Genomic DNA, 22,074 nt, shown 5'->3' on the forward strand with positions numbered 1-22,074 from the left:
CGGAAATGCGCGACCAGTCCTTCCGCCAGGCCGCGCCGGTTCAGCGAGCCGGTCAGCGGATCCTTGACGGACAGAATCCGCAGTTGGTCGACGAGGCGGCTCAGCGGGCCAATCCGACGAGCCAGGACGCAAAGTCCATCTGCATCGCTTGAGGGATGCCGTGGTCGCCCGGATACAATCGCGTTTCGTGCGGGACACCCAAACTCGTGAGCCAGGCATCGGATCGATGCGCCCACGCCACCGGCAGCTTGGTGTCGTCGCGGCCGTGCCCGATGAAGGCCCGGATCCCGGCCAGCGCGGCGGGCTTCGCCAGTTGCGGTTCCAGCTCGGGGAGAATGCGTCCGGCAAGGACGCCGAAGCCCGCGACCAGTCCGGGGCGGGTCAGCCCCAGGCTCGCGCTCATGATCCCACCCTGACTGAAACCCGCCACCACAGTGCGGGCGGGCGACGCCGCATACTCCGCCTGCAGTTCGGCGATGAACCGGACCAGCTGCTGGCGGCTGCTTTCAGCCGCGGTCAGGTCCGGACGCGGGCCTTGCGGCCCAAAGGACACTTGAAACCAGGCATGCTGGCCAGCTCCAAGAGTCAAGGGCGCCCGGACCAGGACAACGCGCGTGTCCGCAGGCATCGTCTCGGCGAACGGCGCAAGATTGGTCTCGTTGCCGCCCACGCCATGCAGCAGGACCAGCAGCCGCTGCGCGGATCCCGAGAGTTGATTGGTCCGGAATGCGAGCGTGCGATCAGTGCGCAGCGCGGACCAGCTCATGTCGTTCATGCAATCTCCTGTTGTTGTTCAAGGTCCAGACCAAAGCCAAAGCTGTCCATCGACAGCACACTGTCGGTCATGCCGCCCACGATGCGGGTGCGGGATTCTTCCGCCGTGCTCGCACCCAACGCAACCAGCAGAGGCAGGTAATGTTCCTCGGTGGGGTGCGCCCGCGATGCGTGCGGCGCGCGGTTGCGATAGTCGACCAGCGCATCGTCGTCGCGCCGCGCCAGGGCCGACGCCACCCAGTCCGCAAACTCTTGCGCATACTGGGGGTCTGCAATGTGGCGGCGAAATTCGTAGAGGTTGTGCGTCAGGCTTCCCGAACCCACGACGAGCACTCCCCGATCGCGCAACGAAGCCAGCGCCCGCCCCAGCCGCAACGCGCCTTCGGCATCCATGCCTCGCGGCAATGAAACCTGCAGCACAGGGACATCGGCGTCCGGCTTCAGATAGCGCAGAGGCACCCACGCGCCGTGATCCAGCCCGCGCGATGCGTCCGTCGCGGCGGGCAGGCCGGCGCAATCGAGCAGATCAACGATTTCCTGCGACAGCGCAGGCGCGCCAGGCGGTTCATACCGAAGCGCATACAGCGGCGCCGGGAAGCCGCCAAAGTCATGAATGGCCTCCTGCCGCGCGGCGCCCGTGACACGCAGGCCCGAGGTCTGCCAGTGGGGCGACACGACCACGACGGCGGCGACGTCCCCCAACGCCGCCCCCAGTCGACGCAGGCGGGGCCCGAGGGCGCCGGGTTCAAGGGCGAATGTGGGGGCGCCATGCGAGATGAAGAGAGAAGGTGAGCGAGGCATGAAATGACTCCGTTATCGCGTCATGAGCGGACAATGGTCAGGCGCGACGAATCCAGGTCGGTGCAATCTGTGTGCCATGCCCCGCGCCATAGGCGAAGTAGATATTGAGACCGGCCAACGGTTCCAGATATCGGGCGTTCTTCAGGCCGCCCGCATCGACCGGCTCAAAGCCCATGCTTTCCGCCAGCGCACGCGCGGTCTGCCTGGCTGCTTCATCATCACCGGCGTAGAAAACGGGCGCAGTCTGACCATGAGCAAATGCGGGGCCTTCGGCCAGCACCTGGGCCAGCAACGTATTGAAGGCCTTGACGACCGGCACGCCGGGCAGCGCCTTGGCGATTTCTTCAGCGGCCGAGGTGTCGTGACCCACCGTCAGACCCATGAAGTCGGCCGTGAGCGGATTGGTGATGTCGATGACGATGCGGCCGTCGAGCGGGCCCAGCGACTTGAGCGCAGGCACGGCATCGGCATAGGGGGTGGCCACGATGACGACCCGCGAGTCGCCAAGCGCCTGGTCCGCCGCCACCGCAGTGGCGCCCGCATGGGCGGCAGCCAACGCCTGGGCCTTCTCCAGATGGCGCGCCGTGACCCGCACCTGGTGGCCCGCCTGGGTGAGTTGTTTGACAAAGGCCGCGCCCATGTTGCCGGCGCCGATAAGAGTGATGTTCATGATGCAGATCCTTCCGACGAGGGGATGAAACAGGCATTCGGAAATCCGATGCCGGCGCACCGGTTGATCGGTGCTGACGTGGGATCTACTTTATTAGATACTTTAGGATTGATAAATATAGATTTAGTAGACTTATTGTATTTTAATAAGAGACTATTCATGGGCCGCCAGCCAGCGATAAAAATGCCCGCCGCTGCGGTCCGGACCGTCGGAGCGGCGCGAGATTGTCCACTTCCACAAGATGAATAGTATATTTTCAAGCGTACTATCTTCGTTGAAAGAACAATGGACATCTTGCAGGCAATGCGGACTTTCACAGCCGTGGTGGATGCCGGCAGCTTCGTGCGCGCCGTGGAAATTTCCGGCTTTTCCAAACCTGCTGTTTCCCGCCAGGTCGCGGAACTGGAAAAGCATCTGGGCGCGCGCCTGCTGCATCGCACCACGCGAAGGCTGTCGCTCACTGACGAGGGACGCACCTACTACCAACGCTGCAAAGAGATTCTGCAGGCAGTGGAGGAGGCCGGCGCGGAAGCCGGCAACGCGGCCGTGAAGGCGCGCGGCCGCTTGCGCATCGGAGCGCCCCAAACCTTCGGCGCACTCCACCTGGCTCCGCTATGGGGACGGTTTGCAGCCGACAACCCCATGGTCTCGCTGGACATCGTGCTGTCGGACCGCACCGTCGACCTCGTCGAAGAAGGCTATGACCTGGTGGTGCGGATCGGTCAACTGCCGAATTCCGATCTGGTCAGCCGCCCGCTGGCCCGCTCGCGCATGATGCTGTGCGCCTCGCCCGACTACCTGGCGCGCTGCGGCCAGCCCACGCAGCCCAAGGACCTGGCCCGGCACGAGACCATTGCCTACAGCTACTGGTCGTCAGGCGACGAATGGCACTTTACGGGGCCCTCCGGCGCGACTTCGGTCCGCGTGAGCTCGCGCATCCACGCAAATAGCGGCGACACCTGCAGGGCCGCGGCGCTGGACGGCTACGGCGTGGTTCTGCAGCCTGACTTCCTCATCCACGAGGATTTGCGCAACGGCCGACTCGTCGAACTCATGCCCGGCTACCGGGGGCCCGAACTCGATATCCAGGCGCTCTACCCGACGCGCAGGCAGGTGCCGCTCAAGGTGCGCCGGCTGCTGGATTTCCTGGTGGCCGCGCTGCGCGATCCGCCATGGTCCCTGGCCGGATCAAGAAAATGATGGCAGTTATATGGTCTCTCTAACAGAGACAATGAGTCTATGTCGGGGACATTTATCCCTCACAAGGAGTCGGATAAAGTGGGAACCAGTTCAGGCCGCCCACGGCTTGGGGCAACTTCGGCGGTTCGCCACGAACCTGCCGGCTCTTTCACTGACGAGGTCATCAAAATGGAACGTTCTCTCAATCCGGCTGTCAGCGGCACAGCTCCCTACGCAGCCTTGCTGCTCCGCCTGGCGCTGGGCATCATGTTCCTGGCCCATGGCTTGACCAAACTGTTCATCTTCACGCCGACGGGAACCGTAAAGTTTTTCGCGAGTGTGGGCTTTCCCGGGTTCCTGGCGTATCCGGTCATCGCTTTCGAGATCATCGGCGGCGTCATGCTGATCCTGGGAATCGTGCCGCGCTGGGTCGCGGGGCTGGCTGCGATTGAGCTCCTGGTGGCCTCATCGGTGCATTGGGCCAATGGATGGGCGTTCGCGGCACCCAATGGCGGAGGCTGGGAATATCCGGTTTTCCTGGCGGTCGCCGCGGCAGCGCTGGCCTTGCTGGGGGACGGCGCATACGCGCTCAAGCGGTCGCTGCGCACGTGACCGAGATCGCCCCGCTCCGGCGCCACCATCGGACTGGCCGCAAAGGTGCAAGTCCGATGGAGAAGAAAGCCAGGCGAGGCCGGAAGGATATATGGCGGCTCCGAGGGCTGATGCTACACTGAGCACCCGCGCTTCGCGGGCGCCTGACGATACCCATGCGAGAGCCCGAAGACAGTTACGTCCGAGTCGCCGTCCTGATCATGCTGTGGCTCACGCTGTTCGCGTGCATCAGCGCCACGCTGATCCACTGGCTTGGTCCGGTCCACCACCTGATGGATCTGATCGTGCCGCCCTCCGGCGCCGTGGTCTTCGCCGGCCTGATCATCGCCCTGACGCTACGCCCTTGGTGCTTGCGGGCCGTCGTGCGCATATCGCTGCTCATCGGAGCGTCGATGCTGATCGCGCCGGCATGGTTCTATACATTGCAGGCCGCATCGACGCCCGGCGCACGGCTGATCGACGCGTTGCCGCCGGTGGCGTCGCTGTTCGTGATACTGCTGACGATGGTGATGCTCTTCATCCCCGGTCGCCGGGCCTTCATGGCGGCGCTGCTTTGCTGGCTGCTGGTCGCGCTGCCGATACTGACGTACCTGGCATTTCATCCCGACGAGATGTGGACGCCGCGCGGCATGGACCTGCTGATGGCGTACGGGCCGGTCAGCATCCTGGTGGTGGTGCTGCTGCCGATGCAACGCGGGCTGACCGACACGATCAAACGGATGGCATCCGAGCGCGAGCGCATGGAGATCATGCTGCACCGCGACCCGGTGACCGGCATCCACAACCGCCGCCTGGGCGAGCGTGTGCTCAGGGACCTGCTCGGCGGCACCCGCCCGGCCGGCCTGATCATGCTGGATCTGGATCACTTCAAGGCAATCAACGACACCTACGGCCATCCGGTCGGCGACCTAGTGCTGCAGGCGGTCGCCGGGCGCTGCAAAGCATTGCTGCGCCCGGACGAATGCATCTCGCGCTGGGGTGGCGAGGAATTCCTGGTGCTCGTGCCGGGCATCGACGCGGCCGGCCTGCATATGGTGGCGGAGCGCCTGCAGCTGGCGATCGCGCAGTTGTCGGTGGCGCCGGCGCCCCGGGTCACCGCCTCGTTCGGCGCCACGATGCTCGACGGCGCGGACGACTTCGATGCCGCGCTGCGGCGGGTCGATCACGCTCTGTATGCGGCCAAGGAACAGGGCGGCAATTGCGTGGTGCAGGCGGGAGTCGCCCCGAACGCGACCGTGTGAATTTTGTCAGGAAGGCGAACTCAGATGGCGTCCCACGTTAAATTGCGGCTTTTGAACGGTGCATACGGGGTGGCTCGGCTCCACCCTTCCGATCCGGTTCCGGCGTGGGCCGATGGTGGCGGATTCGTCAGCATCAGCCGTACCGACGACGAGCTTTCCATCGTCTGCCTGCAAGATCGCATCCCGCCAAACGCGCGGTCGGATGGCGGTTGGTCATGCTTCAAGTTTCAGGGCCCGTTTGCCTTTGATGAAACGGGCGTCGTGCTCTCCGTGATCGCGCCTTTATCGACCCACGGCATCGGGATTTTTGTGGTGTCCACCTTCGATGGAGACCACATGCTTATCAAATCCAGCGACCTGGAGAAAGCGCGCGGTCTGCTGGTGGATGCGGGCCATTCCCTGTCTTGAGCGCCCACGCCCGCGACGTTCACCAGCCGCGCTTCCGCTTGAGCGGACCAACCGGGCTGTCATGTTTCATCCGCCCATCTGGCGGAAACGACACGCGCTTCTTCAGGCTTGTCGACGACAAGCACGAGCTGATGATCATGGTCGCTGTAGAGCACTTCGATGTTGATCCCCGCATCGGCCATCCGGCGAGTCAACTGGCCCAGCTGTCCCGGCACCTCCTGTTTGAGGCGCTGGACCACGACATCCCGCACTTCGGGCACTTCGATTCCGGCGGCTTCAAGTGCTGCGCGCGCCGCCTCGCCGTCCTGAAACAAAAAATGGGCGAACCCGCTGCCGCCGACGACCCAGGCGCCGCCACCCTCGACGCTGACTCCGGCCCGGCCCAGGCATTCCCCCATTTTCGCCAGCGCGCCCGGTTCGTTGTCCAGGCGAATAGAAACGTCCTGCATGAGTTCTCCCTTTAGTTTGACGGGTGGATGGGCGTGCACACCACATCGGCCGTCACGCTGTTCGCGATGAAGCAGCTTTCGTGAGCGGTGTGGTGCATGGCCTCCAGTTCTTCAGCCGTCGGGAATTCTTCCCCGCCGAATCTGGCCACAGGCGCAAGGTCCACACGGACCATCGCAAACTTTCCGGCGGCATTCTTTCCCATGGTGCCGCGAGCTTCATCCATGTAGTCGAGCACCGTGAAGCCGCGCCTTGCCGCCACGGACAAGAACCAGAGCATGTGGCAGCTGGAGAGGCTCGCCACGAAGGCTTCCTCGGGATCGACCGCATCTGCGGATGACATGGGAATGGGAACCACAGCCGGCGAAGAGGACGCCGGCACGACCGCCCCGCCATCGAAACTCCATGTATGCGCCCGACTGTACCGGTTGCCTGCGAAGCTTTCTTCGCCTGTGAACTGCCAGTGGATTTTCGCGCTATGGATAGCCATGAATTCTCCTGTTCGCCGAATGCCAGGAACCAGTGACACATATCAGCGGACCCCATGCCGGCCATTGTCCATGCTTCAAAGCGCCCTCACTTCGGCTGCCATCGAAAGCGGGAGCGGCGGCGTTCTGACGCAGGTCACGCAAGTCCGCCCGATCACCACCGCGCCAACTGGGTTATCTGGATGATGTTGCCGCAGGTGTCATGCAGTTGGGCAATCGTCGAGCCGGTCACCTCGGTCGGCGCCATGGCGAAGCTGCCGCCGCGCGCCTTGATGCGCTCACAGTCGCCCTTGATGTCATCAGTGTAGAAATTGATCGCGGGCTGACCCTGCTGGAAGATGGCTTGCTGGTAAGCATTGCCCGCGGGATTGTCATTGAGTGCGAGTTGCAGCTCCGTCCCATCCGGTTCGTCGGGTGAAACCACCGTCAGCCAACGAAACGATCCGTTGCTGAAGTCGGCCTTCTTGGTGAAGCCCAGAATCCGCGTGTAGAAGTTCAAAGCCTTCTCCTGGTCATCCACATACACGCTGGTCAATTTGATCTTCATGAGTAGTTCCTTCGCTATTTGCGTTGGTGAAATCGCGCCCAGAACAGCGGACGCATCGTTTGGAATCGCTTGGAGGCCCTTCAGTCGGCCTGGGGCAGGACCTGTTCCAGCTTCTCGAAGAAGTTCCGCCACCCGGCCTTCGCGCCGCCGAATGCCCGATTCTGATCGGGCCGGAAGCCTGACTGCTCCACACGCAGGCGGGTTCCTGAACTGATGGGTTCGAGCGTGAAGGTCACGATACTTCTCAGGTCGAAAGCGGGATCGTCGTGCGTGAAATTCCACGTATAGGACAAAGTCGTGTGCGGATCGACAACAAGAACTTCGCAATCGAGCATGCCACCCCAATCGCCGCGAAGGTTGAAACGGTGACCCACGACCGGACTGAAGTCATTCTTCATCAGCCATTCCTGGATCAGATGGGGCTGGGTGAGCGCCCGCCAGATTCTTTCCGGCGGATGGGCGATGTCGCGCTCGACAACGACGGAGCGCGTCTGGGTCGATATTTTGTTCATTGGTCCATCCGATTGAGCAAGTCTTCAAGATCGTCAAACCTGTCCTGCCAGAAGCGCGTCATCTGGTTTGTCCAGTCGACCAGCGGCGCAAGGGCGCCGAGTTGCGGACTGTAGTGTGTCTGCCGCCCTTCATGGCGGTCCAGAACCAGCCCGGCCTGCTTCAAGATGCCGAGATGCTTCGACACCGCCGGCTGCGAGATCCCCGCCCCGGCCGTCAGCGCCCCGACCGTCTGTTCGCCCTCGCGACACAGCCGCTCGAAGATCGCCCGTCGCGTCGGGTCGGCAAGCGTTCTAAAGAGTGCATCGGGAGTGTTCACTATCCAAACCCATAATCATCAGGCTATATAATAACCATATGGTTATGGATTAATCAAGTGGGAGTTGATGTAGCGCGGCGTACGCCGACCACGTACGACGCACAGCCACCTCCGCGGTTGCTCTCCGGCATGGTGAAAAAAAAGCAGGTTGTCCAAGGACAACCTGCTTGCTTTCAATCACACCGAAACCAGCCTCACGTCGGGACTGAAAAAGGCCGATCGGATCACTCCCACTCAATGGTTGTTTGTTTGAAAACAGCATTGATCTATAAGGGAAATTTTCCGCCAGCCTTTGCCAATGCCCTCAAGCATGCCCTCCTGGGAGGGCGGCTTGGATCAACCCGACTCTGCGGGTTATCACTAGGCTTTGCATCGGCAGAAACGGAATCTTGCCAAGTTTGACAGGAGGATGCCGTCAGCCCGGCGGCCGTCATGATAATACCATCGGAATCCGCTGAAAGGCACATAAAACGGGCGTTTCACCCAATCGCTCGAATTCTAAACGACCCATCGGAATAGCGCTTTCCTCGCTGGGGAGACATTCCCAAAGTCGTCTATCATCTGAACACAACAGGCTTGGTCACACAACCATTTGCAATTGAGTACACCCCATGACTGAAGCAGAGCTAGTTCAAACCCTGGCGCGCGGCGAAGACAGCCGACACCAATTCAAGCGCGAAGCGCACAATGCCGACAGCATCGCGGCAGAATTGGCGGCACTTGCCAACAGCGGCGGAGGCCGTTTGTTCCTAGGCGTCAGCGATGATGGCCAGATTGTCGGCTTGGATGCTGCAAATGTCCGGCAGGTCAACCAGTTGCTAAGCAATGCGGCGTCTCAACACGTACGCCCGCCGATTCACCCAATTACTGATAACGTTCAGACCGAACACGGTGTGGTCATGGTCGTCACGGTATCCGACGGCTTATCCAAACCTTACATTGATAATCACGGACGCATCTGGGTAAAAAACGGATCCGATAAACGTCACGTCACTGCCCGCGAAGAAATCCAGCGCCTATTTCAACGTGCCGGGTTGGTTTATGCAGATGTTATTCCCGTCACCGGCACGTCGGCTGACGATATCGACGAAAAAGCTTTTGCTGCCTACTTTACGCGTCGTTATGGCCAGCCGTCTGAAATTTCGGAGCAACCTCTGTCGCAGTTACTGCAGAACCTGGGGTTGGGCGATGGGCACGAACTGAACCTGGCTGGTTTGATGCTGTTTGGTAAACGCCCTCAGCGCTATCGCCCTGCTTTTGAAGTCAAGGCCGTTGCATTTCCAGGCCTGGTATTGCATGACAGCCGTTACCTGGACAGCGAAGATATTGGCGGTACGCTTCTGGAGCAGTACCAGCGCAGCTTTGCCTTCATTAAACGTAACCTGCGCCATATTCAAGCTGACCGGGGCTTCAACACATTGGGCCAGTTGGAAATTCCAGAACAGGCTCTTGAAGAACTGTTGGTCAACGCCCTGATTCACCGAGACTACTTCACCAGTGCGTCGATTCGCCTGATGGTGTTTTCAGATCGTGTCGAAATAATCAGCCCTGGCCACTTACCCGATAGCCTAAGCACCGACGCCATCCGGCACGGCGCAACCAACCGCCGTAATCCTACGCTCACGGAACATGCTGTCCATATCCTGCCCTATCGGGGATTAGGGACGGGTATACCGCGCGCACTGCATGACTGGCCTACGATTGAGCTTCTGGATGAGATAGCCAGCAACCAGTTCAAGGTTGTCGTGCCGAGGACTCAACTACCGAACGAGACCACCCCCCAAGTCACCCCCCAAGTCACCCCCCAAGTCACCCCCCAAGTCGGGGATCTACTGGCGACGATCCAAGGAGAGCAAACCCGAACGGAATTAATGGATGCTCTTGGCTTAAACGACCGCAAGCATTTTCGAGCTGCTTATCTACAACCCGCGCTTGACGCAGAATTGATTGCGATGACCATACCGGATAAACCCAATAGTAGCTTGCAAAAATACCGAATTACCGAACAAGGGCTGGCACTACTCGCTCAGCGACATTAATTCGATAACACCCGTGCAAAACCCGCACCACTGACCCGAAAGCCAAGGACGTGATGATCCGCCTGATTGAAAACATGCTGGCGCCCAGCCAGACCCGGCAGGATCCGTAGTCAGTCAATTCCTCCGTACCAAGGAATCCCATGAACGAACCTCTCTCCGAGGTCATCCGCATCCGGGTGACCCCGTCTCATGCTGCGTGTCTGGGCGAGGCTGCTGCCTTGTCTGGCCTATCTCTGTCCAACTACATCCGCCGCCGCCTGGCGGCTGACGACACGTTGCAGGAAGAACTGACGCTGCTGCGCCAGATCGTGGCTGACCTGGGCCAGCTGCGCGATACCCGCACGGCCACCATCGAAACCGCCCACCTAGTGCGGGCCATGGCCAAGCCTGAACACATCGCCATCGCGCAACAGACCTTGCAGCAACGCTGATCCCCATCCCCATCCCCGGCCCCCCTTCGGCCACTCGCTTTCCCCCTTCCCCCTGGAGCCATCCTCATGCAAACCCTTCCCGCCTTGCGGGCTGGGGCGCTGGTGCTTGCCTGCGCCCTGGCCCCACTCGCCCATGCGTCCGATACCGCTGATCTACTGACCGGCATTCCCCGTCTAGCCTGCGAAGCAACACTATGCCTGTCGTCCAGTCTCCAGCCCGGTGAATGCAGCCCGTCACTGGAGCACTACTTTGGCATCAAGCGATTCAATCGGCATGGCCTGGACTGGGGTGCTACCGTGGCAGCCCGTCGCAGTTTCCTTGGGCAGTGCCCGGCTGCAACCGACCCCGGCATGCCCGAACGGGTGGAGGCCATCGCGCACGGTGCGGGCAAATGCGACGCGGATTATCTGAACCGGGCCTATGCCTCCATGGCCTACCAGTGGCGCATCCGGGGCTATCGCCAGGTAGCTGACGGCAGCACCCGTGAGCCCGTCTACGAAGTCCACGCACTCGATACCGTAACGCTGACCAAGCTGCCTGCCTGGTGCGTGGCCTACAACAACCACGCCTGGACCTATGAACTGTCCGTGCGCTATGTGGGCGAACCCCGCATGGGCGGGCACTGGGTCAAAGCCAAAGATTTCGAGGCAGCTCAGGCCCGCTGGGATGCACAACATGGCGGCGCCTGGGCGCAAGGCTGGAATTTCACGCTGACCGACCCCAGACGCGGCAGCATGGACTGATGGATACGCCTCATGCTGACTGAACTTGCTGCACTGGCATTGACCTGCGCACCCAACATTCACCCGGTCACGCTTGACGCCCTGATCCGCCACGAATCCAGCGCCCAGCAGTACGCCATCGGCGTGAACCGCAAGAGCAAGGCCTTGCCCCGGCAACCCGAAAACCTGAAAGCAGCCACTCAGGCGGCCGAAGATCTGATGGCCCAGGGCATCGACTTCGATGCCGGTCTGGGGCAGATCAATGTCCGTAACTGGGCCTGGCTGGGCTTGAACAGCACCACCGTGTTCGACCCCTGCCAGAACCTGGCCGCCGCCCAGACCGTCCTGGCAGATTGCTACGCCAGGGCGCTACGCAACCACCAGCGTGAACAGCAGGCGCTGCGGGCGGCACTGTCCTGCTACAACACGGGCAATTTCAGCCGGGGCTTTGCCAATGGCTATGTGGACAAGGTGCTGGCCCAAGCGGGCATCCAGGTTCCGGCCCTCAAGCCGGTCCCCGACGATGCGGCATCGGCAGATGACCCACAGTCGTCCACGGCGGACGCCCCTGATTCCGCATCCGCACAAATACAGTCCCCGCCAACCGGCACCCCAGACGGCTTCACGGCGCATCCCATCGCCGATGGCTTTCAGCCCCCGTCCGACTGATCCATACGCAGCACCGCATCCAGCGGCTACTGCCCTTCCCATTCCTTCTTCACCACACCCCACCACGCCTGCCGGCGTCTGGGGCAGGAGTCATGCCATGCAGAAATTGCCTCACATCAAAAACCAGACACCCCCGCGACATTTCATAGACAAGCTGGTGACATTCTGGCTACTGGCCGGGGTCAGTCACGCGACATGGGCGCAATCTCTGGGCGGCCTGTCTCGCGCCCGCACCACCCTGCAAACCCTGAAAGACAATCTGGACATCATCCTGCCGATTGCCGCCGTCATCATCGGCGTCATCATCTTCGTGCTGTATTCGGCGGAAGTCATGCGCAAGGATGACGCCATTCGCTGGGGCATCGGTGTGCTGCTGGCCGGGTCCGCAGCCGAACTGGTTGTGCTGCTCTGGAAGTAAGCCATGGCGACCCCCACCAGTAGCACACGCGCCGCCCGCATCGGCCACACAGACCAGTCGCCCGGCGACCACCAGCCCCCGAACACTTATCCCGTTTTCAAGGGCCTGGGCCGCAAGGCGACCTTCATGGGCATCCCCACCACTTTGCTGCTCGGCGCATTCGCGTGCGTAGCGATCATCGCCATGACAGCCGGACTGATCTGGTGGGGGCTGCTGCTGGTCGTAATGCCCACGCTGGCCATGCTCACACGCGATGACGACAAAGCCATCGACATCCTCTGGCTGGAAATCAAGACCCGTCGCACGAATCGCCAACAGCGATTCTGGCGCGGCTCCAGCTATGCCCCGCAGGGCTACCACCGCAACCGGCCCTGGCGCCGTTTGCTTTCCCGAAGGACTCTGCCATGACCGCAGCCACCGCACTGGCCGTTGATGAACGGCTGGTTTCCCGCTATCTGCCCTATTCCCACCATGTCACCGATCGCATCATTGCCTGCGACAACCATGAATATCTGGCGGTCATCAAGGTGGCCGGGCGGGCGCCCGACGCCTACGACCAGGCTGAACTGAAAGACTGGATCGAGGCCCTACACAATGTGCTGCGCGGTCTGCCCATGGGTTCGCTCGGTCTGTATTCGCACATCATCCGCAGGCGTGTGACGGAATACCCCGACAGCACGTTTGCACAACCTTTCGCCACCCGTTTTGATGCAGCCTACCGGGCGACGTTTGACACCTCGGGGCTGATGGTCAATGACCTGTACCTGAGTGTGCTGATTCATCCCGTCGCAGACCCCGTTCTGGGCACCTTCGCCAGTCTGGAAAAGGGGGATGCAAAACGCCTGGCTCACTGGCAGGACGAATCCATCGAACGCCTGGACAGCGCCTTGCGGGCACTGACCGCAGGCCTGTACCGCTACGATCCGCAGATCCTGGGCATCGTGGATCGCCAAGGGCTGGCATTCAGCGAAACCGCTGAATTCCTGGGGTTCCTGCTGTCTGGCACTCATCGGCCTGTGCCGATCAGCCGGGAACGGCTGCGCGAAACCCTGCCCCAGGCCCGGCCCATCTTTGGCCGCCACGGCGAGTTGGGCGAACTGCGCACCATCGCCGGATCACGCCTCTTTGGCATGATGGAATTGCGCGACTACCCGGAAGCCACCAAACCGGGCCACCTGGACCGGCTGCTGGGCCTGCCCCATGAGTTTGTGCTGACGCAATCCTGGGGCAGCCACACGGGAGCCGCCGCCAAGAAGCTGGTCAAGAAACATCACAAGCTGCTGGTGGACTCGGGCGATGATTCGGTCAGCCAGGTGACGCAACTGGCCGATGTGATGGACGATCTGACATCGGCCCGCCTGGGCCTGGGGGATCACCACGCCACCCTCCTGGTGTATGGCACCTCGGCGGACGGTGTGCGTCAGGCACTGGCGCAGACAGCCACCGCCCTGGCCGAAGACGCCGTGGGCTTTCGGCCCCTGGATCGGGCCTTGGAGGCCGGATTCTGGGCGCAACTGCCGGGCAACTGGCATTGGCGTCCCCGGCCTGTGCCTATGACATCACTGAATTTTCTGTGCTTTTCCAGCCTGCACAATCAGCTGACGGGCAAGCCTGCCGGTAACCCCTGGGGGCCAGCCGTCACGATGCTGAAAACGCAGACGGGATCGCCCTTTTTCTTCAACTTCCATGCCTCCACGGAAGACCTGGATGAAACCGGCAAACGCCGACCGGGCAACACCCTGATCATCGGCATGACCGGCAGCGGCAAAACAGTGCTGCAAGGCATGTTGCTGGCCCAGGCGCAAAAATTCGGGGCCGTGGGCGTGGTCTGGGACAAAGACCAGGGCATGCAGGTACTCATCATGGCGCTGGGTGGGCGGTACTTCAATATCCGCCTGGGGGAGCCGACCGGCTGGAATCCCTTTCAGATGGAACCCACCAAGGGCAATGTCGCCTTCATGGTGCGCCTGGTCATCTACCTGGCCGAACGCCAGGGCGAAGCCGTCACCACCCGGCAGCGGGCCGACATCACCCAGGCGGTCCAGCAGTTGACCACTCTGATTGACCGACCGGCCAGAACGCTGTCCACCCTGAACACCTTGCTGCCCAACCCTTACAGCGAGGACGACACCCGCAGCACCATCCACGCACGCCTGGCCCCCTGGTGCCAGGGGGGTGAATACGGCTGGGTATTCGACAACCCTGCAGACGATCTGAATCTGAAAACGGACAGTGACCAGTCTGCCCTCTTTGGCTTTGATCTGACCGAACTGCTGGACGATGACGATGTGCGCGGCGCGGCCACCCTGTACCTGAAATACCGCGTCGATGCGCTGCACGACGGGCGGCGCATCATCAACCTGTACGACGAGTGCCAGCACCCGTTGAAAGACGCACATTTTCAGGAGTCCATGCAGGACGCGGCCCGCACGATCCGCAAAAAGAACGGCGTGCTGGCCCTGGCGACCCAGGAACCGGGGGCCATCATTGAAAACCCGGTGGGCGCATCCCTGGTGCAGCAAACGGCCACGCTGATCCTCTTGCCCAACCCCAAGGCCCGCGCCCGCGATTACATCGAGGGCTTTGGCCTGACGGTCGCGGAATTTGAACTGCTCCAAAGCCTGGGCGAAGCCAGCCGCAAGTTTCTGGTGAAGCAAGGGGCCAGCGTCACCGTCGCCCAATTGGACCTGTCGGGCTGCGAAGACGAATTGCTGGTGTTCTCCGGCAGCCCCGACATGGCGGACATCGCAGAACAGGCCGTCGCCCAGGCCGGGACCGATCCCGCCGCCTGGTTGCCGGTCTACCTGGCTGCCATCAAACAAGCCCGTCAGTAAGGCACGCCGGTCACGCATGACCGGCCATCACCACAGGACACACCCTCATGAAGCATGACGCAGATCGGCGCCGGGCTGAGCACGCCCGTGGCCCGGAACAGCAACAGATCCAGCAGAGTCAGGAAGCTCTCAAGGATCACGCCTTTTACAACCGCCTGGGCCTGGAAATGCCGGAATCGACGACAGCAGCAGACACCTTCCTGATTTCCATCTACTGCGAACGCTGGACCCAGGCAGACCTGGAACGTGGGCAATTCAGCCAAGGCGAAGCCGTCATCGAACGTGAAGCCGTCGATGCGGACGAATTGCAGCGTATTGCCCAGGATCACGGCATGGATTCGCCCTCCGCCTCGGACCCACGGCATACGCCGTATCTCTGGTTCTCGTCCTCGACCCCACGTGAGGATCGCGAATATTTCGAGCAAGGTGTGCATAAGTATTACAGCCTGCACATCCATGAAGCCGACGGCCACCGCCCGCAACCCGCCGACTGGCAACGCATCGCGGACCTGATCGGCGTGCGCTTCGATCACCCCCTGCAACCTCAGGGGCCAGCACACGAAACGGAGGGTCCAGATCTATGTCCGTAAATCCTTCAGACCTGAACCGACCACCCACTGCGGACGAAGCCAGAGGCATGGCCTGGTGGAACATCCTGAAACCATCCGAGCGGGCGTACTGGCTTACAAAAGCTGGACCCACCAGCAGCGTGGCCGACGCCTGGGCGGTCTTCAAGCGACACCAGGCAAACCCCATCAACCCTTCATCACAGGTCCCCCCATGAACCGACGATATTTCATTGCCGCCTCTGGCGCTTCTCTGCTGACGCTCCTGGCTGGATGCAAGACGGAGCCTGATGGGGAGAAGTTCGTAGGGTATTGGCTGACCGACCTTGGCCGCTATCCGCCAACGCTCATTCACATCAAACGCAATGGCGACAGTCTGCTGTTTACGGTGAACGGCTGGAATAACCTCGGCAAAGTGGGCTATCAAGCGCATACGTCCCCTGCCGTGCCGGGCGACGCAGACAACATCCTCATCGTGGCAGGCACCAAGCATGTGGCCTACGACGAAGCGACCGATCAAATCACCTCCGACAACACAACGGCCAAACGCATCACCCAGGCTGAATACGAAGCCGCGCTGATCAAGAAGCCCAGCCGATAATCGGTCCTGCATGACTGGCCTGCCTGACGTGTAGGCCTCTTCCTGGCAGCCCCTTGCTGCCAATTCCATTGGAGTCTCCCATGACACGCTGCAAACTCATTGCGGCGGGCATTGCCCTGTCCGTCGTTTTCCTCTCCCCCGTCCACGCCAGCGGCATCCCCACCGTCGATGCGGCCACAATCGCCCAGCTGCAAGAGCAACTGCTGACCGCCAGAGATCAGTTGAAGAACCTGACCGATCAGCTGGCCACGGCCAAAAGCCAACTGGCCGCCTTTACGCAATCCAGCGGCTACGGCAACGTAGTCGGCAATCCCGATATCCGCAACCAGCTACGCGCTGCGCTGCCTGCCAGCGCCGAAGATTTGCTGAACCGATCTGGCAGCTCCAACCTGGATGGCGATGTGGGCCGCATTGCGGACGAAGTGATGGCACCTGTGAATTTCCAGGAGGATCGCCAGGCACTCTCGAAGCGCGCACTAAATATCGAGGCGACATCCAAAGCCATGAGCGAACGGGCTTACGACTCCATGACCCGACGGCTGGCCAACGTCGATGCCCTGCAGGACAAGATCAACCAGACTACCAACCCGAAAGAAATCGCGGAACTGCAAGCCCGCATCCAGATTGAGCAGGCCAACATCCAGGCGGAACAAGCCAGGATTCAGCTTGCCTCGCAGCAGCTTGATGCCGAGCGCAACCTGCTGCAAGCCCGTGCGCAGCGGGTCTATGGCGGCTGGTTTGGCAACCAGCCAGAATCATCCGGCCATGCGACCACTGCCGAACCTTCGCGACCATAAGGCAGCATCATGGCTAAATTTGATGCCTCCGTCGCTCCGCCAACTGCCCCCAATGAAATTGCCCAGTGGGTGATGGGCCAAACCGAGCATGTTCTGAGCAACGCAATCAACGGCCCCATGCAGGCCTTGTTTGAAGCCCTGGCTCCAATCGTCGTTGTGGGCTTGACCTTGCAATTCGTCGTCTACGCCTTTGCGCTCATGCACGGTCAAGCCGGCATGACCGTGACCGAATTCTTCAAGAAAGCCATCATGGTCGTCATCATCTCTCTGTTCTTCGGTGCAGGAGGCCTCTACCAGAACGACATTGCCAAGACCATGGTTGCCTTGCCTGACGATGTGACAACGCTGGCTTTGGGAACAGGGGATGTTGCCGCAGAGGTGGACAAACTGCAGCAGGAAACCAGCGAAGCAGCCAATGCCATGCTGGGAGCCAGCAAGCAGCCCTGGTACAACTTCATGCCGTCCACTCGGGAAGTTCTGGTCAGCATCCTGGCTACCCTCATCAGTTTTTCCTCGGCGGTTGTGGGCAGCATCATCATGGTGGTCATCGTCGTGTGCAAAGTGGGCATGGCGCTGGTGGTGGCAGTCGGCCCCCTATTCATCGCAGCAACGCTATTCGAACCCACCAAACAGTTGTTCAACAGCTGGGTGTCACAGGCTCTGAATTTCGTATTTCTGGCCCTATTGGCCGGACTAGTCTTCGGGCTGCTGCTTCAAATGAACATCCAACTGCTTCGCATGATTGCCATTGAGACCGAAAGCGGTATCACCGACGTCCTGTCTTTGTTCGGTGCCCAGGTTCTGGTCGGTCTTGCCAGCATTGTCATCATGATCATGTTGCCTGGCCTCGCTGCCGGTCTGTCCAACGGCTTCGGCGCCCGCCTGGGCATCGGTTCCGCTGCACATGGCGCCTTCTCAGTCCTGCGCCTGCGCAGCATGCTGCGGCCTCGCGCCCGCTAAATCCTCGCGCCATCCGGCCACATCACTGGCCCCAGGCAGTCATTCCCCTCCACCGTCATGGCCCGCCGCACCCGGCAGGCCTGGAGTCCTTTACCCATGAAATCTCTCATCGCCACCCTGGCACTGGCCGGGCTGCTGGCTGGCTGCGCCTTTCATGCGCCCCAGCCCCCGCTGCCGCCTGATTCCCCCCGCGTCCCGGTCAATGCCACGCCCCCCACCTTTCAGGGAGACATAAACCATGGCTGACACGCTCAAATCCGAAGACATCGCCGCCTACCTGGAGGAATCCAGAGGTCTGGAACGTGACCATCTGGGCGAACTCATCACCAGCCGCAAACGCGCCTGGCAAGTGGCCTGCGGTGCGGGCATTCTGGCGTTGGCGGCGGTCGGGGCCGTCGTCGGCCTGACGCCCTTGAAGCAGCCGCCTGAAATGTATGTGGTGCGGGTCAATGATGCGACCGGCGCCATCGAACATGTCAGCAGTCTGGGTCAGCCCCTGGAAGATTACGGCCAGCGCATCGCCAAGTATTTCCTGAACACCTATGTCCTGAACTGCGAAGGCTATAGCTGGCAAACCATCCAGGAGCAATTCGACACCTGCGCCCTGCTGTCATCGCCGCCCATCCAGACGGCATACGGCAAACGCTTTGAAGGACCGCAGGCCGTGACCACGCGCCTGGGCACTCAGGGCACCGTCGATGTGCAGGTTCACTCCATCACGCTGGGGGCCAACCAGGCCGCCATCGTGCGCTTCACCAAAACCGAGCGTGACGTGAACACCGGCGATGCCACCCAGGTCCGCCACCTGATCGCCACCATGGCCTATCAGTACGCCGATGTGCCGCTCACCGAAGCCGTCGCCCGGCTCAACCCCCTGGGCTTTCAAGTGACGCGTTATGACCTGGCCGCCGATCTGTCTCGCTAAACGCCCGGCGCATCCGAAGGAATCCTCCATGAACACACCCCTGCTCAGGCGGCATGCCCTGGCATGCGCCCTGGGCCTGGCGCTCAATCTGGCCCTGAGCGCCAGCGCCCTGGCTCTGGAACACCCCCGCGCCGCGCAACGGGATCACCGTGTGCGCTATGTGAACTACAACGCCGCCGATGTGATCCAGCTCGATGCCGTGATCGGTGTGGCCACCCATATCGTGCTGGCCCCTGATGAACGCTACGTCTACCACGTCTTTGGCGACAGCAAGGCCTATGCCTTCACCTACAAGGACAACCACCTGTTTTTCAAGCCGACGGCCCAGGACGCGAACACCAATCTCATCGTCGTGACCAATCAGCACGATTACAGCTTTCGGCTGTCCTACAGCGATCAGCGCAACGCCCCGGCTCTCTACAAACTGGTGATCCGATACCCGGAAACGGAAGCCAGCAAGCGGGACCAGGCCGCCCGGCAAGCCGCCATCGAACACTCGCTGCAGGTCTCTAGCACACCCGTGAACTGGTTGGCCTATACGCGCAGCGGCGACACGGCCATCGCTCCGGTCCACGCCTGGGACGATGGCCGTCAGACCTGGCTGCAATTTGCGCCAGGGGCAGACATCCCGGCTGTCTATCGCGTCACCCCTGACGGCCAGGAAGTCCTGACCAACTACCACATGGCCGACGACCGGACGATGGTACTGCACCGCACCTCGGCACTGTGGCACCTGCGTCTGGGCGAATTGGTGCTGGCCATCCACAACGAAACCTACAGCGCCACGCCAGTGCCACCCGATACCGGGACCACATCACCGGCAGTGCAGCGCCGCATAAAAGGCATTTCAAGGAATACACCATGACCACTGATCCGAACATCACCCCATCGGACGATGGCACGGCGGCACCCCGCGAACAGAATCAGCTCCCCTTGAACCTGGATCGTGAACCCACGGATCTGGAAACGGCGGGGCGCAGCGCCCCGCGGGGTGCCCGCGCTTTTCTCTGGCTCACCATTCTGATCGCACTCGCCGTTGCGGCGGGAACGCTGTTCAAGGTCTGGGGCCGCGAATCCGCACCGCAGACAGACCCCAATCTGGATGCCGAGCACAGCGGCATTGCCAACCGCCTCAAAGCGCCCAAAGTGGAACGACCTGCCCCACCACCCACGCGTGAAGCCTCGCCACCGCCTGCCACCCAGGAACGCAGTTACTACGTCCCACCACCAGCCCCGACCCCGCCGCCCGCGGTCGATGAAGTCGCGCAGCGCAGGCTGGACAGCCCGCTGACGGAATCCTCAGCGGACGGCGGCACCACCCAGACTGCCAACGGCCCGCTGGCCGATGCAGGGCCGCTGGCTGACAAGCTGCGGCCCCTGGAACTTGCGCCATCGGTTGCCGGGCAGTTGGGCAATCGCAACTTCCTGCTCACGCAAGGCACGATGATCGACTGCACCTTGCAGACAAAACTGGTCAGCACCCAGGCGGGCCTTTTGACCTGCCTGGCGACCCACGATGTGATGAGCACCAACGGCAAGGTCAAGCTGATCGACGCGGGCACCAAGTTCACCGGCTACCAGTCTGGCGGCATCGAACAGGGCCAAGGCCGGGCTTTCATCACCTGGAACCGGCTGGAAACGCCCACCGGCGTCATCGTCAATCTGGGTTCGCCCGGCACCGGCCCGCTGGGTGAAGCAGGGGTTGATGGCCATATCGAAAACCATTTTTGGGAACGCTTCGGCAATGCCATCTTGCTGTCGCTGGTGGGCGACCTGGGGGCCTGGGCGGCCAACCAGGGACAGTCCGGCAACAACAACGTCCATTTCGACAACACCCGCGAAGGCAGTCAGGAAGTCATCGCCAAGATTCTGGAAAAGTCGCTCGACATCCCTCCAACCCTTTACAAGAATCAAGGTACGCGCATCGGCATCATGGTGGCCCGCGACCTGGATTTCAGCCATGTCTATGACCTCGAACCCATCCAATGATCCGCGCCCCTTTGATCGGGCGATTGCCGTCAACACGTTTTTACGGCCACTGGCCGCGCACCTGGACGATGCAGCCGTCACGGAAATCGCCATTGTGCGGCCCGGTGAGTGCTACAGCCGGGTGCGGGGTGCCTGGGTGCTGCATGAATGCCCCGCACTGACCTACCCGCATCTGGAGGCGCTGGCGACGGCTCTGGCGGCCTACAACCACATGGCGAAATCACCCATCCTGTCGGTCGTGCTGCCAGGCGGTGAACGCGGCCAGATTGTGCAGCCTCCGGCCTGCATTGACGGCACCCTGGCCGTTAACATCCGCAAGCATGCCCAGGCGGCATTTACCCTGGAGACGCTGCAAGCCCAGGGCGCTTTTGATGCCGTCGATGATGCAGCGGCCCGGGCCGCTGCGGGCGGCATGTCGCCCATGGACCAGAACCTGCTGAAACTCAAGGCCAGCGGCAACATCCCGGCTTTCCTGCATGCAGCCATTCTGGCCCGTAAAAACATTGTGGTCGCGGGTGCCACCGGCTCGGGCAAAACCACCTTCGCCCGATCACTCATTGACCGGGTGCCGGTCGATGAACGACTGATCACCATCGAGGACACGCATGAATTGATGCTGCCCCGGCACCGCAACCGGATTCACCTGATGTATGGCGGCGTCCGGGGCCGGGTATCGGCCACCGATGCCCTGGCGGCCTGCATGCGCCTGTCCCCAGACCGGATCTTTCTGGCGGAACTGCGCGGTCCTGAAACCTGGGACTACCTGGCGGCGTTGAACACCGGCCACCCGGGATCAGTGACCACCACGCATGCCAACAGTGCCGCTGACACCTTTGACCGCCTGGCGGTGCTGATCAAACAGTCCCCTACGGGCGGCAATCTGGACCTCGCAACCATCCAGGCGTTTCTGCGCCATACCGTAGACATCGTGCTGTATTTCGAGCGTTTCCAGTTGAAGGAACTCTGGTTTACGCCACACGCGGCACTGCTGGACACGCCAGCACCCGCCGCGCTGCAAACCTGCTGATCCCCCTGGGTGCCGGGCGCTGCCGGCACCCGTCCTGTCACCTTCTTTCCCCCTGACCCCGCGTGAGGCCTTGCTCACGAATCCGGCAGGCCTTGGGCG

The 22,074-nt window shown here is 61.8% G+C and carries 28 protein-coding genes; 20 read left to right on the plus strand and 8 right to left on the minus strand.

All coding sequences use genetic code 11. The features are described 5' to 3' along the window. Positions 1–100: 100 nt before the first annotated feature. From Q0263_RS13355 to Q0263_RS13365, 3 genes are read right to left on the minus strand one after another with little or no spacing between them, the layout of a single operon-like run. Positions 101–775 carry an alpha/beta hydrolase-fold protein gene (locus Q0263_RS13355; protein ID WP_298017008.1) on the minus strand — a complete coding sequence of 225 codons (675 nt, stop codon included), beginning with the start codon at positions 773–775 and terminating at the stop codon, positions 101–103. Beyond that, entirely contained in the window at positions 772–1,575 is an 804-nt protein-coding gene (locus Q0263_RS13360; RefSeq protein WP_298017010.1) for a class III extradiol ring-cleavage dioxygenase, read from the minus strand. Before Q0263_RS13360 ends, Q0263_RS13355 begins: the two co-directional genes overlap by 4 nt. A 37-nt stretch (positions 1,576–1,612) precedes the next feature. Next, the gene (locus tag Q0263_RS13365) at positions 1,613–2,245 is read right to left on the minus strand and encodes an NAD(P)-binding domain-containing protein (protein ID WP_298017013.1); all 633 of its coding nucleotides are present in this window, start codon (positions 2,243–2,245) and stop codon (positions 1,613–1,615) included. 303 nt (positions 2,246–2,548) lie between these two features. On the opposite strand from Q0263_RS13365, the gene Q0263_RS13370 reads away from it, so the two are divergent. The 4 genes from Q0263_RS13370 to Q0263_RS13385 all read left to right on the plus strand — a co-directional run bounded on the left by Q0263_RS13370 (position 2,549) and on the right by Q0263_RS13385 (position 5,685). Continuing rightward, positions 2,549–3,445 (plus strand): LysR family transcriptional regulator, encoded by an 897-nt coding sequence (locus Q0263_RS13370; protein ID WP_298017027.1) that lies wholly within the window; start codon positions 2,549–2,551, stop codon positions 3,443–3,445. A gap of 168 nt (positions 3,446–3,613) precedes the next feature. Further along, complete coding sequence (locus Q0263_RS13375) at positions 3,614–4,036, plus strand: DoxX family protein (protein ID WP_298019094.1); 423 nt, start codon at positions 3,614–3,616, stop codon at positions 4,034–4,036. A 155-nt stretch (positions 4,037–4,191) separates the two neighbouring features. Further along, positions 4,192–5,277 (plus strand): GGDEF domain-containing protein, encoded by a 1,086-nt coding sequence (locus Q0263_RS13380; protein ID WP_298017038.1) that lies wholly within the window; start codon positions 4,192–4,194, stop codon positions 5,275–5,277. Positions 5,278–5,301: 24 nt separating this feature from the next. Continuing rightward, positions 5,302–5,685 (plus strand): ACT domain-containing protein, encoded by a 384-nt coding sequence (locus Q0263_RS13385; protein ID WP_298017041.1) that lies wholly within the window; start codon positions 5,302–5,304, stop codon positions 5,683–5,685. A 59-nt stretch (positions 5,686–5,744) separates the two neighbouring features. Here the strand turns inward: Q0263_RS13385 and Q0263_RS13390 are convergent, their stop codons facing one another. The 5 genes from Q0263_RS13390 to Q0263_RS13410 form a co-directional block, all read right to left on the minus strand. Then, positions 5,745–6,134 (minus strand): amino acid-binding protein, encoded by a 390-nt coding sequence (locus Q0263_RS13390; RefSeq protein ID WP_298017043.1) that lies wholly within the window; start codon positions 6,132–6,134, stop codon positions 5,745–5,747. Between the two features lie 11 nt (positions 6,135–6,145). Then, entirely contained in the window at positions 6,146–6,622 is a 477-nt protein-coding gene (locus tag Q0263_RS13395) for an OsmC family protein (protein WP_298017046.1), read from the minus strand. A 152-nt stretch (positions 6,623–6,774) separates the two neighbouring features. After that, entirely contained in the window at positions 6,775–7,167 is a 393-nt protein-coding gene (locus Q0263_RS13400) for a VOC family protein (protein WP_298017049.1), read from the minus strand. A gap of 80 nt (positions 7,168–7,247) precedes the next feature. Then, positions 7,248–7,679, minus strand: a complete 432-nt coding sequence (locus Q0263_RS13405) for an SRPBCC domain-containing protein (RefSeq protein WP_298017052.1) — start codon at positions 7,677–7,679, stop codon at positions 7,248–7,250. After that, the gene (locus Q0263_RS13410; protein ID WP_298017055.1) at positions 7,676–7,996 is read right to left on the minus strand and encodes a metalloregulator ArsR/SmtB family transcription factor; all 321 of its coding nucleotides are present in this window, start codon (positions 7,994–7,996) and stop codon (positions 7,676–7,678) included. The genes Q0263_RS13405 and Q0263_RS13410 overlap by 4 nt, the downstream gene beginning before the upstream one ends. Positions 7,997–8,607: 611 nt before the next feature. Here Q0263_RS13410 and Q0263_RS13415 point away from each other — a divergent pair. The 16 genes from Q0263_RS13415 to virB11 all read left to right on the plus strand — a co-directional run bounded on the left by Q0263_RS13415 (position 8,608) and on the right by virB11 (position 21,975). Further along, positions 8,608–10,035 carry a Fic family protein gene (locus tag Q0263_RS13415; protein ID WP_298017058.1) on the plus strand — a complete coding sequence of 476 codons (1,428 nt, stop codon included), beginning with the start codon at positions 8,608–8,610 and terminating at the stop codon, positions 10,033–10,035. Between the two features lie 140 nt (positions 10,036–10,175). Further along, positions 10,176–10,466: a hypothetical protein gene (locus Q0263_RS13420; protein WP_298017061.1), complete on the plus strand. Its 291-nt coding sequence runs from the start codon at positions 10,176–10,178 to the stop codon at positions 10,464–10,466. A gap of 66 nt (positions 10,467–10,532) precedes the next feature. Further along, positions 10,533–11,210, plus strand: a complete 678-nt coding sequence (locus tag Q0263_RS13425) for a TrbM/KikA/MpfK family conjugal transfer protein (protein WP_298017063.1) — start codon at positions 10,533–10,535, stop codon at positions 11,208–11,210. A 12-nt stretch (positions 11,211–11,222) separates the two neighbouring features. Beyond that, positions 11,223–11,858, plus strand: a complete 636-nt coding sequence (locus Q0263_RS13430; RefSeq protein WP_298017065.1) for a lytic transglycosylase domain-containing protein — start codon at positions 11,223–11,225, stop codon at positions 11,856–11,858. 97 nt (positions 11,859–11,955) lie between these two features. Then, a complete protein-coding gene (locus tag Q0263_RS13435) occupies positions 11,956–12,276 on the plus strand; it encodes a TrbC/VirB2 family protein (protein WP_298017067.1) in 321 nt (106 codons plus the stop codon). A 3-nt stretch (positions 12,277–12,279) separates the two neighbouring features. Beyond that, positions 12,280–12,684, plus strand: coding sequence for a VirB3 family type IV secretion system protein (locus Q0263_RS13440; protein ID WP_298017070.1), 405 nt, complete (start codon positions 12,280–12,282; stop codon positions 12,682–12,684). Then, positions 12,681–15,110, plus strand: coding sequence for a VirB4 family type IV secretion/conjugal transfer ATPase (locus Q0263_RS13445; protein ID WP_298017073.1), 2,430 nt, complete (start codon positions 12,681–12,683; stop codon positions 15,108–15,110). Before Q0263_RS13440 ends, Q0263_RS13445 begins: the two co-directional genes overlap by 4 nt. Positions 15,111–15,157: 47 nt before the next feature. After that, a complete protein-coding gene (locus Q0263_RS13450) occupies positions 15,158–15,700 on the plus strand; it encodes a hypothetical protein (protein WP_298017076.1) in 543 nt (180 codons plus the stop codon). A gap of 55 nt (positions 15,701–15,755) precedes the next feature. Continuing rightward, positions 15,756–16,277: a hypothetical protein gene (locus tag Q0263_RS13455; protein WP_298017079.1), complete on the plus strand. Its 522-nt coding sequence runs from the start codon at positions 15,756–15,758 to the stop codon at positions 16,275–16,277. A gap of 80 nt (positions 16,278–16,357) precedes the next feature. Continuing rightward, positions 16,358–17,074, plus strand: a complete 717-nt coding sequence (locus tag Q0263_RS13460; protein WP_298017082.1) for a type IV secretion system protein — start codon at positions 16,358–16,360, stop codon at positions 17,072–17,074. Between the two features lie 9 nt (positions 17,075–17,083). Next, positions 17,084–18,034, plus strand: coding sequence for a type IV secretion system protein (locus Q0263_RS13465; RefSeq protein WP_298017085.1), 951 nt, complete (start codon positions 17,084–17,086; stop codon positions 18,032–18,034). A 96-nt stretch (positions 18,035–18,130) separates the two neighbouring features. Continuing rightward, a complete protein-coding gene (locus Q0263_RS13470; RefSeq protein ID WP_298017088.1) occupies positions 18,131–18,280 on the plus strand; it encodes a conjugal transfer protein in 150 nt (49 codons plus the stop codon). Next, positions 18,273–18,959, plus strand: coding sequence for a VirB8/TrbF family protein (locus Q0263_RS13475; RefSeq protein ID WP_298017091.1), 687 nt, complete (start codon positions 18,273–18,275; stop codon positions 18,957–18,959). Before Q0263_RS13470 ends, Q0263_RS13475 begins: the two co-directional genes overlap by 8 nt. A 28-nt stretch (positions 18,960–18,987) precedes the next feature. After that, a complete protein-coding gene (locus Q0263_RS13480; protein WP_298017094.1) occupies positions 18,988–19,824 on the plus strand; it encodes a TrbG/VirB9 family P-type conjugative transfer protein in 837 nt (278 codons plus the stop codon). Continuing rightward, on the plus strand, positions 19,821–20,948 hold the full coding sequence (gene virB10 / locus Q0263_RS13485; protein WP_298017097.1) for a type IV secretion system protein VirB10: 1,128 nt from the start codon (positions 19,821–19,823) through the stop codon (positions 20,946–20,948). Before Q0263_RS13480 ends, virB10 begins: the two co-directional genes overlap by 4 nt. Further along, positions 20,920–21,975 carry a P-type DNA transfer ATPase VirB11 gene (gene virB11, locus Q0263_RS13490; RefSeq protein WP_298017101.1) on the plus strand — a complete coding sequence of 352 codons (1,056 nt, stop codon included), beginning with the start codon at positions 20,920–20,922 and terminating at the stop codon, positions 21,973–21,975. Before virB10 ends, virB11 begins: the two co-directional genes overlap by 29 nt. Positions 21,976–22,074 lie beyond the last annotated feature (99 nt).

Origin of the sequence: uncultured Castellaniella sp. (assembly GCF_937988725.1) — a bacterium.
In the GTDB taxonomy this organism is placed as follows: domain Bacteria; phylum Pseudomonadota; class Gammaproteobacteria; order Burkholderiales; family Burkholderiaceae_B; genus Castellaniella.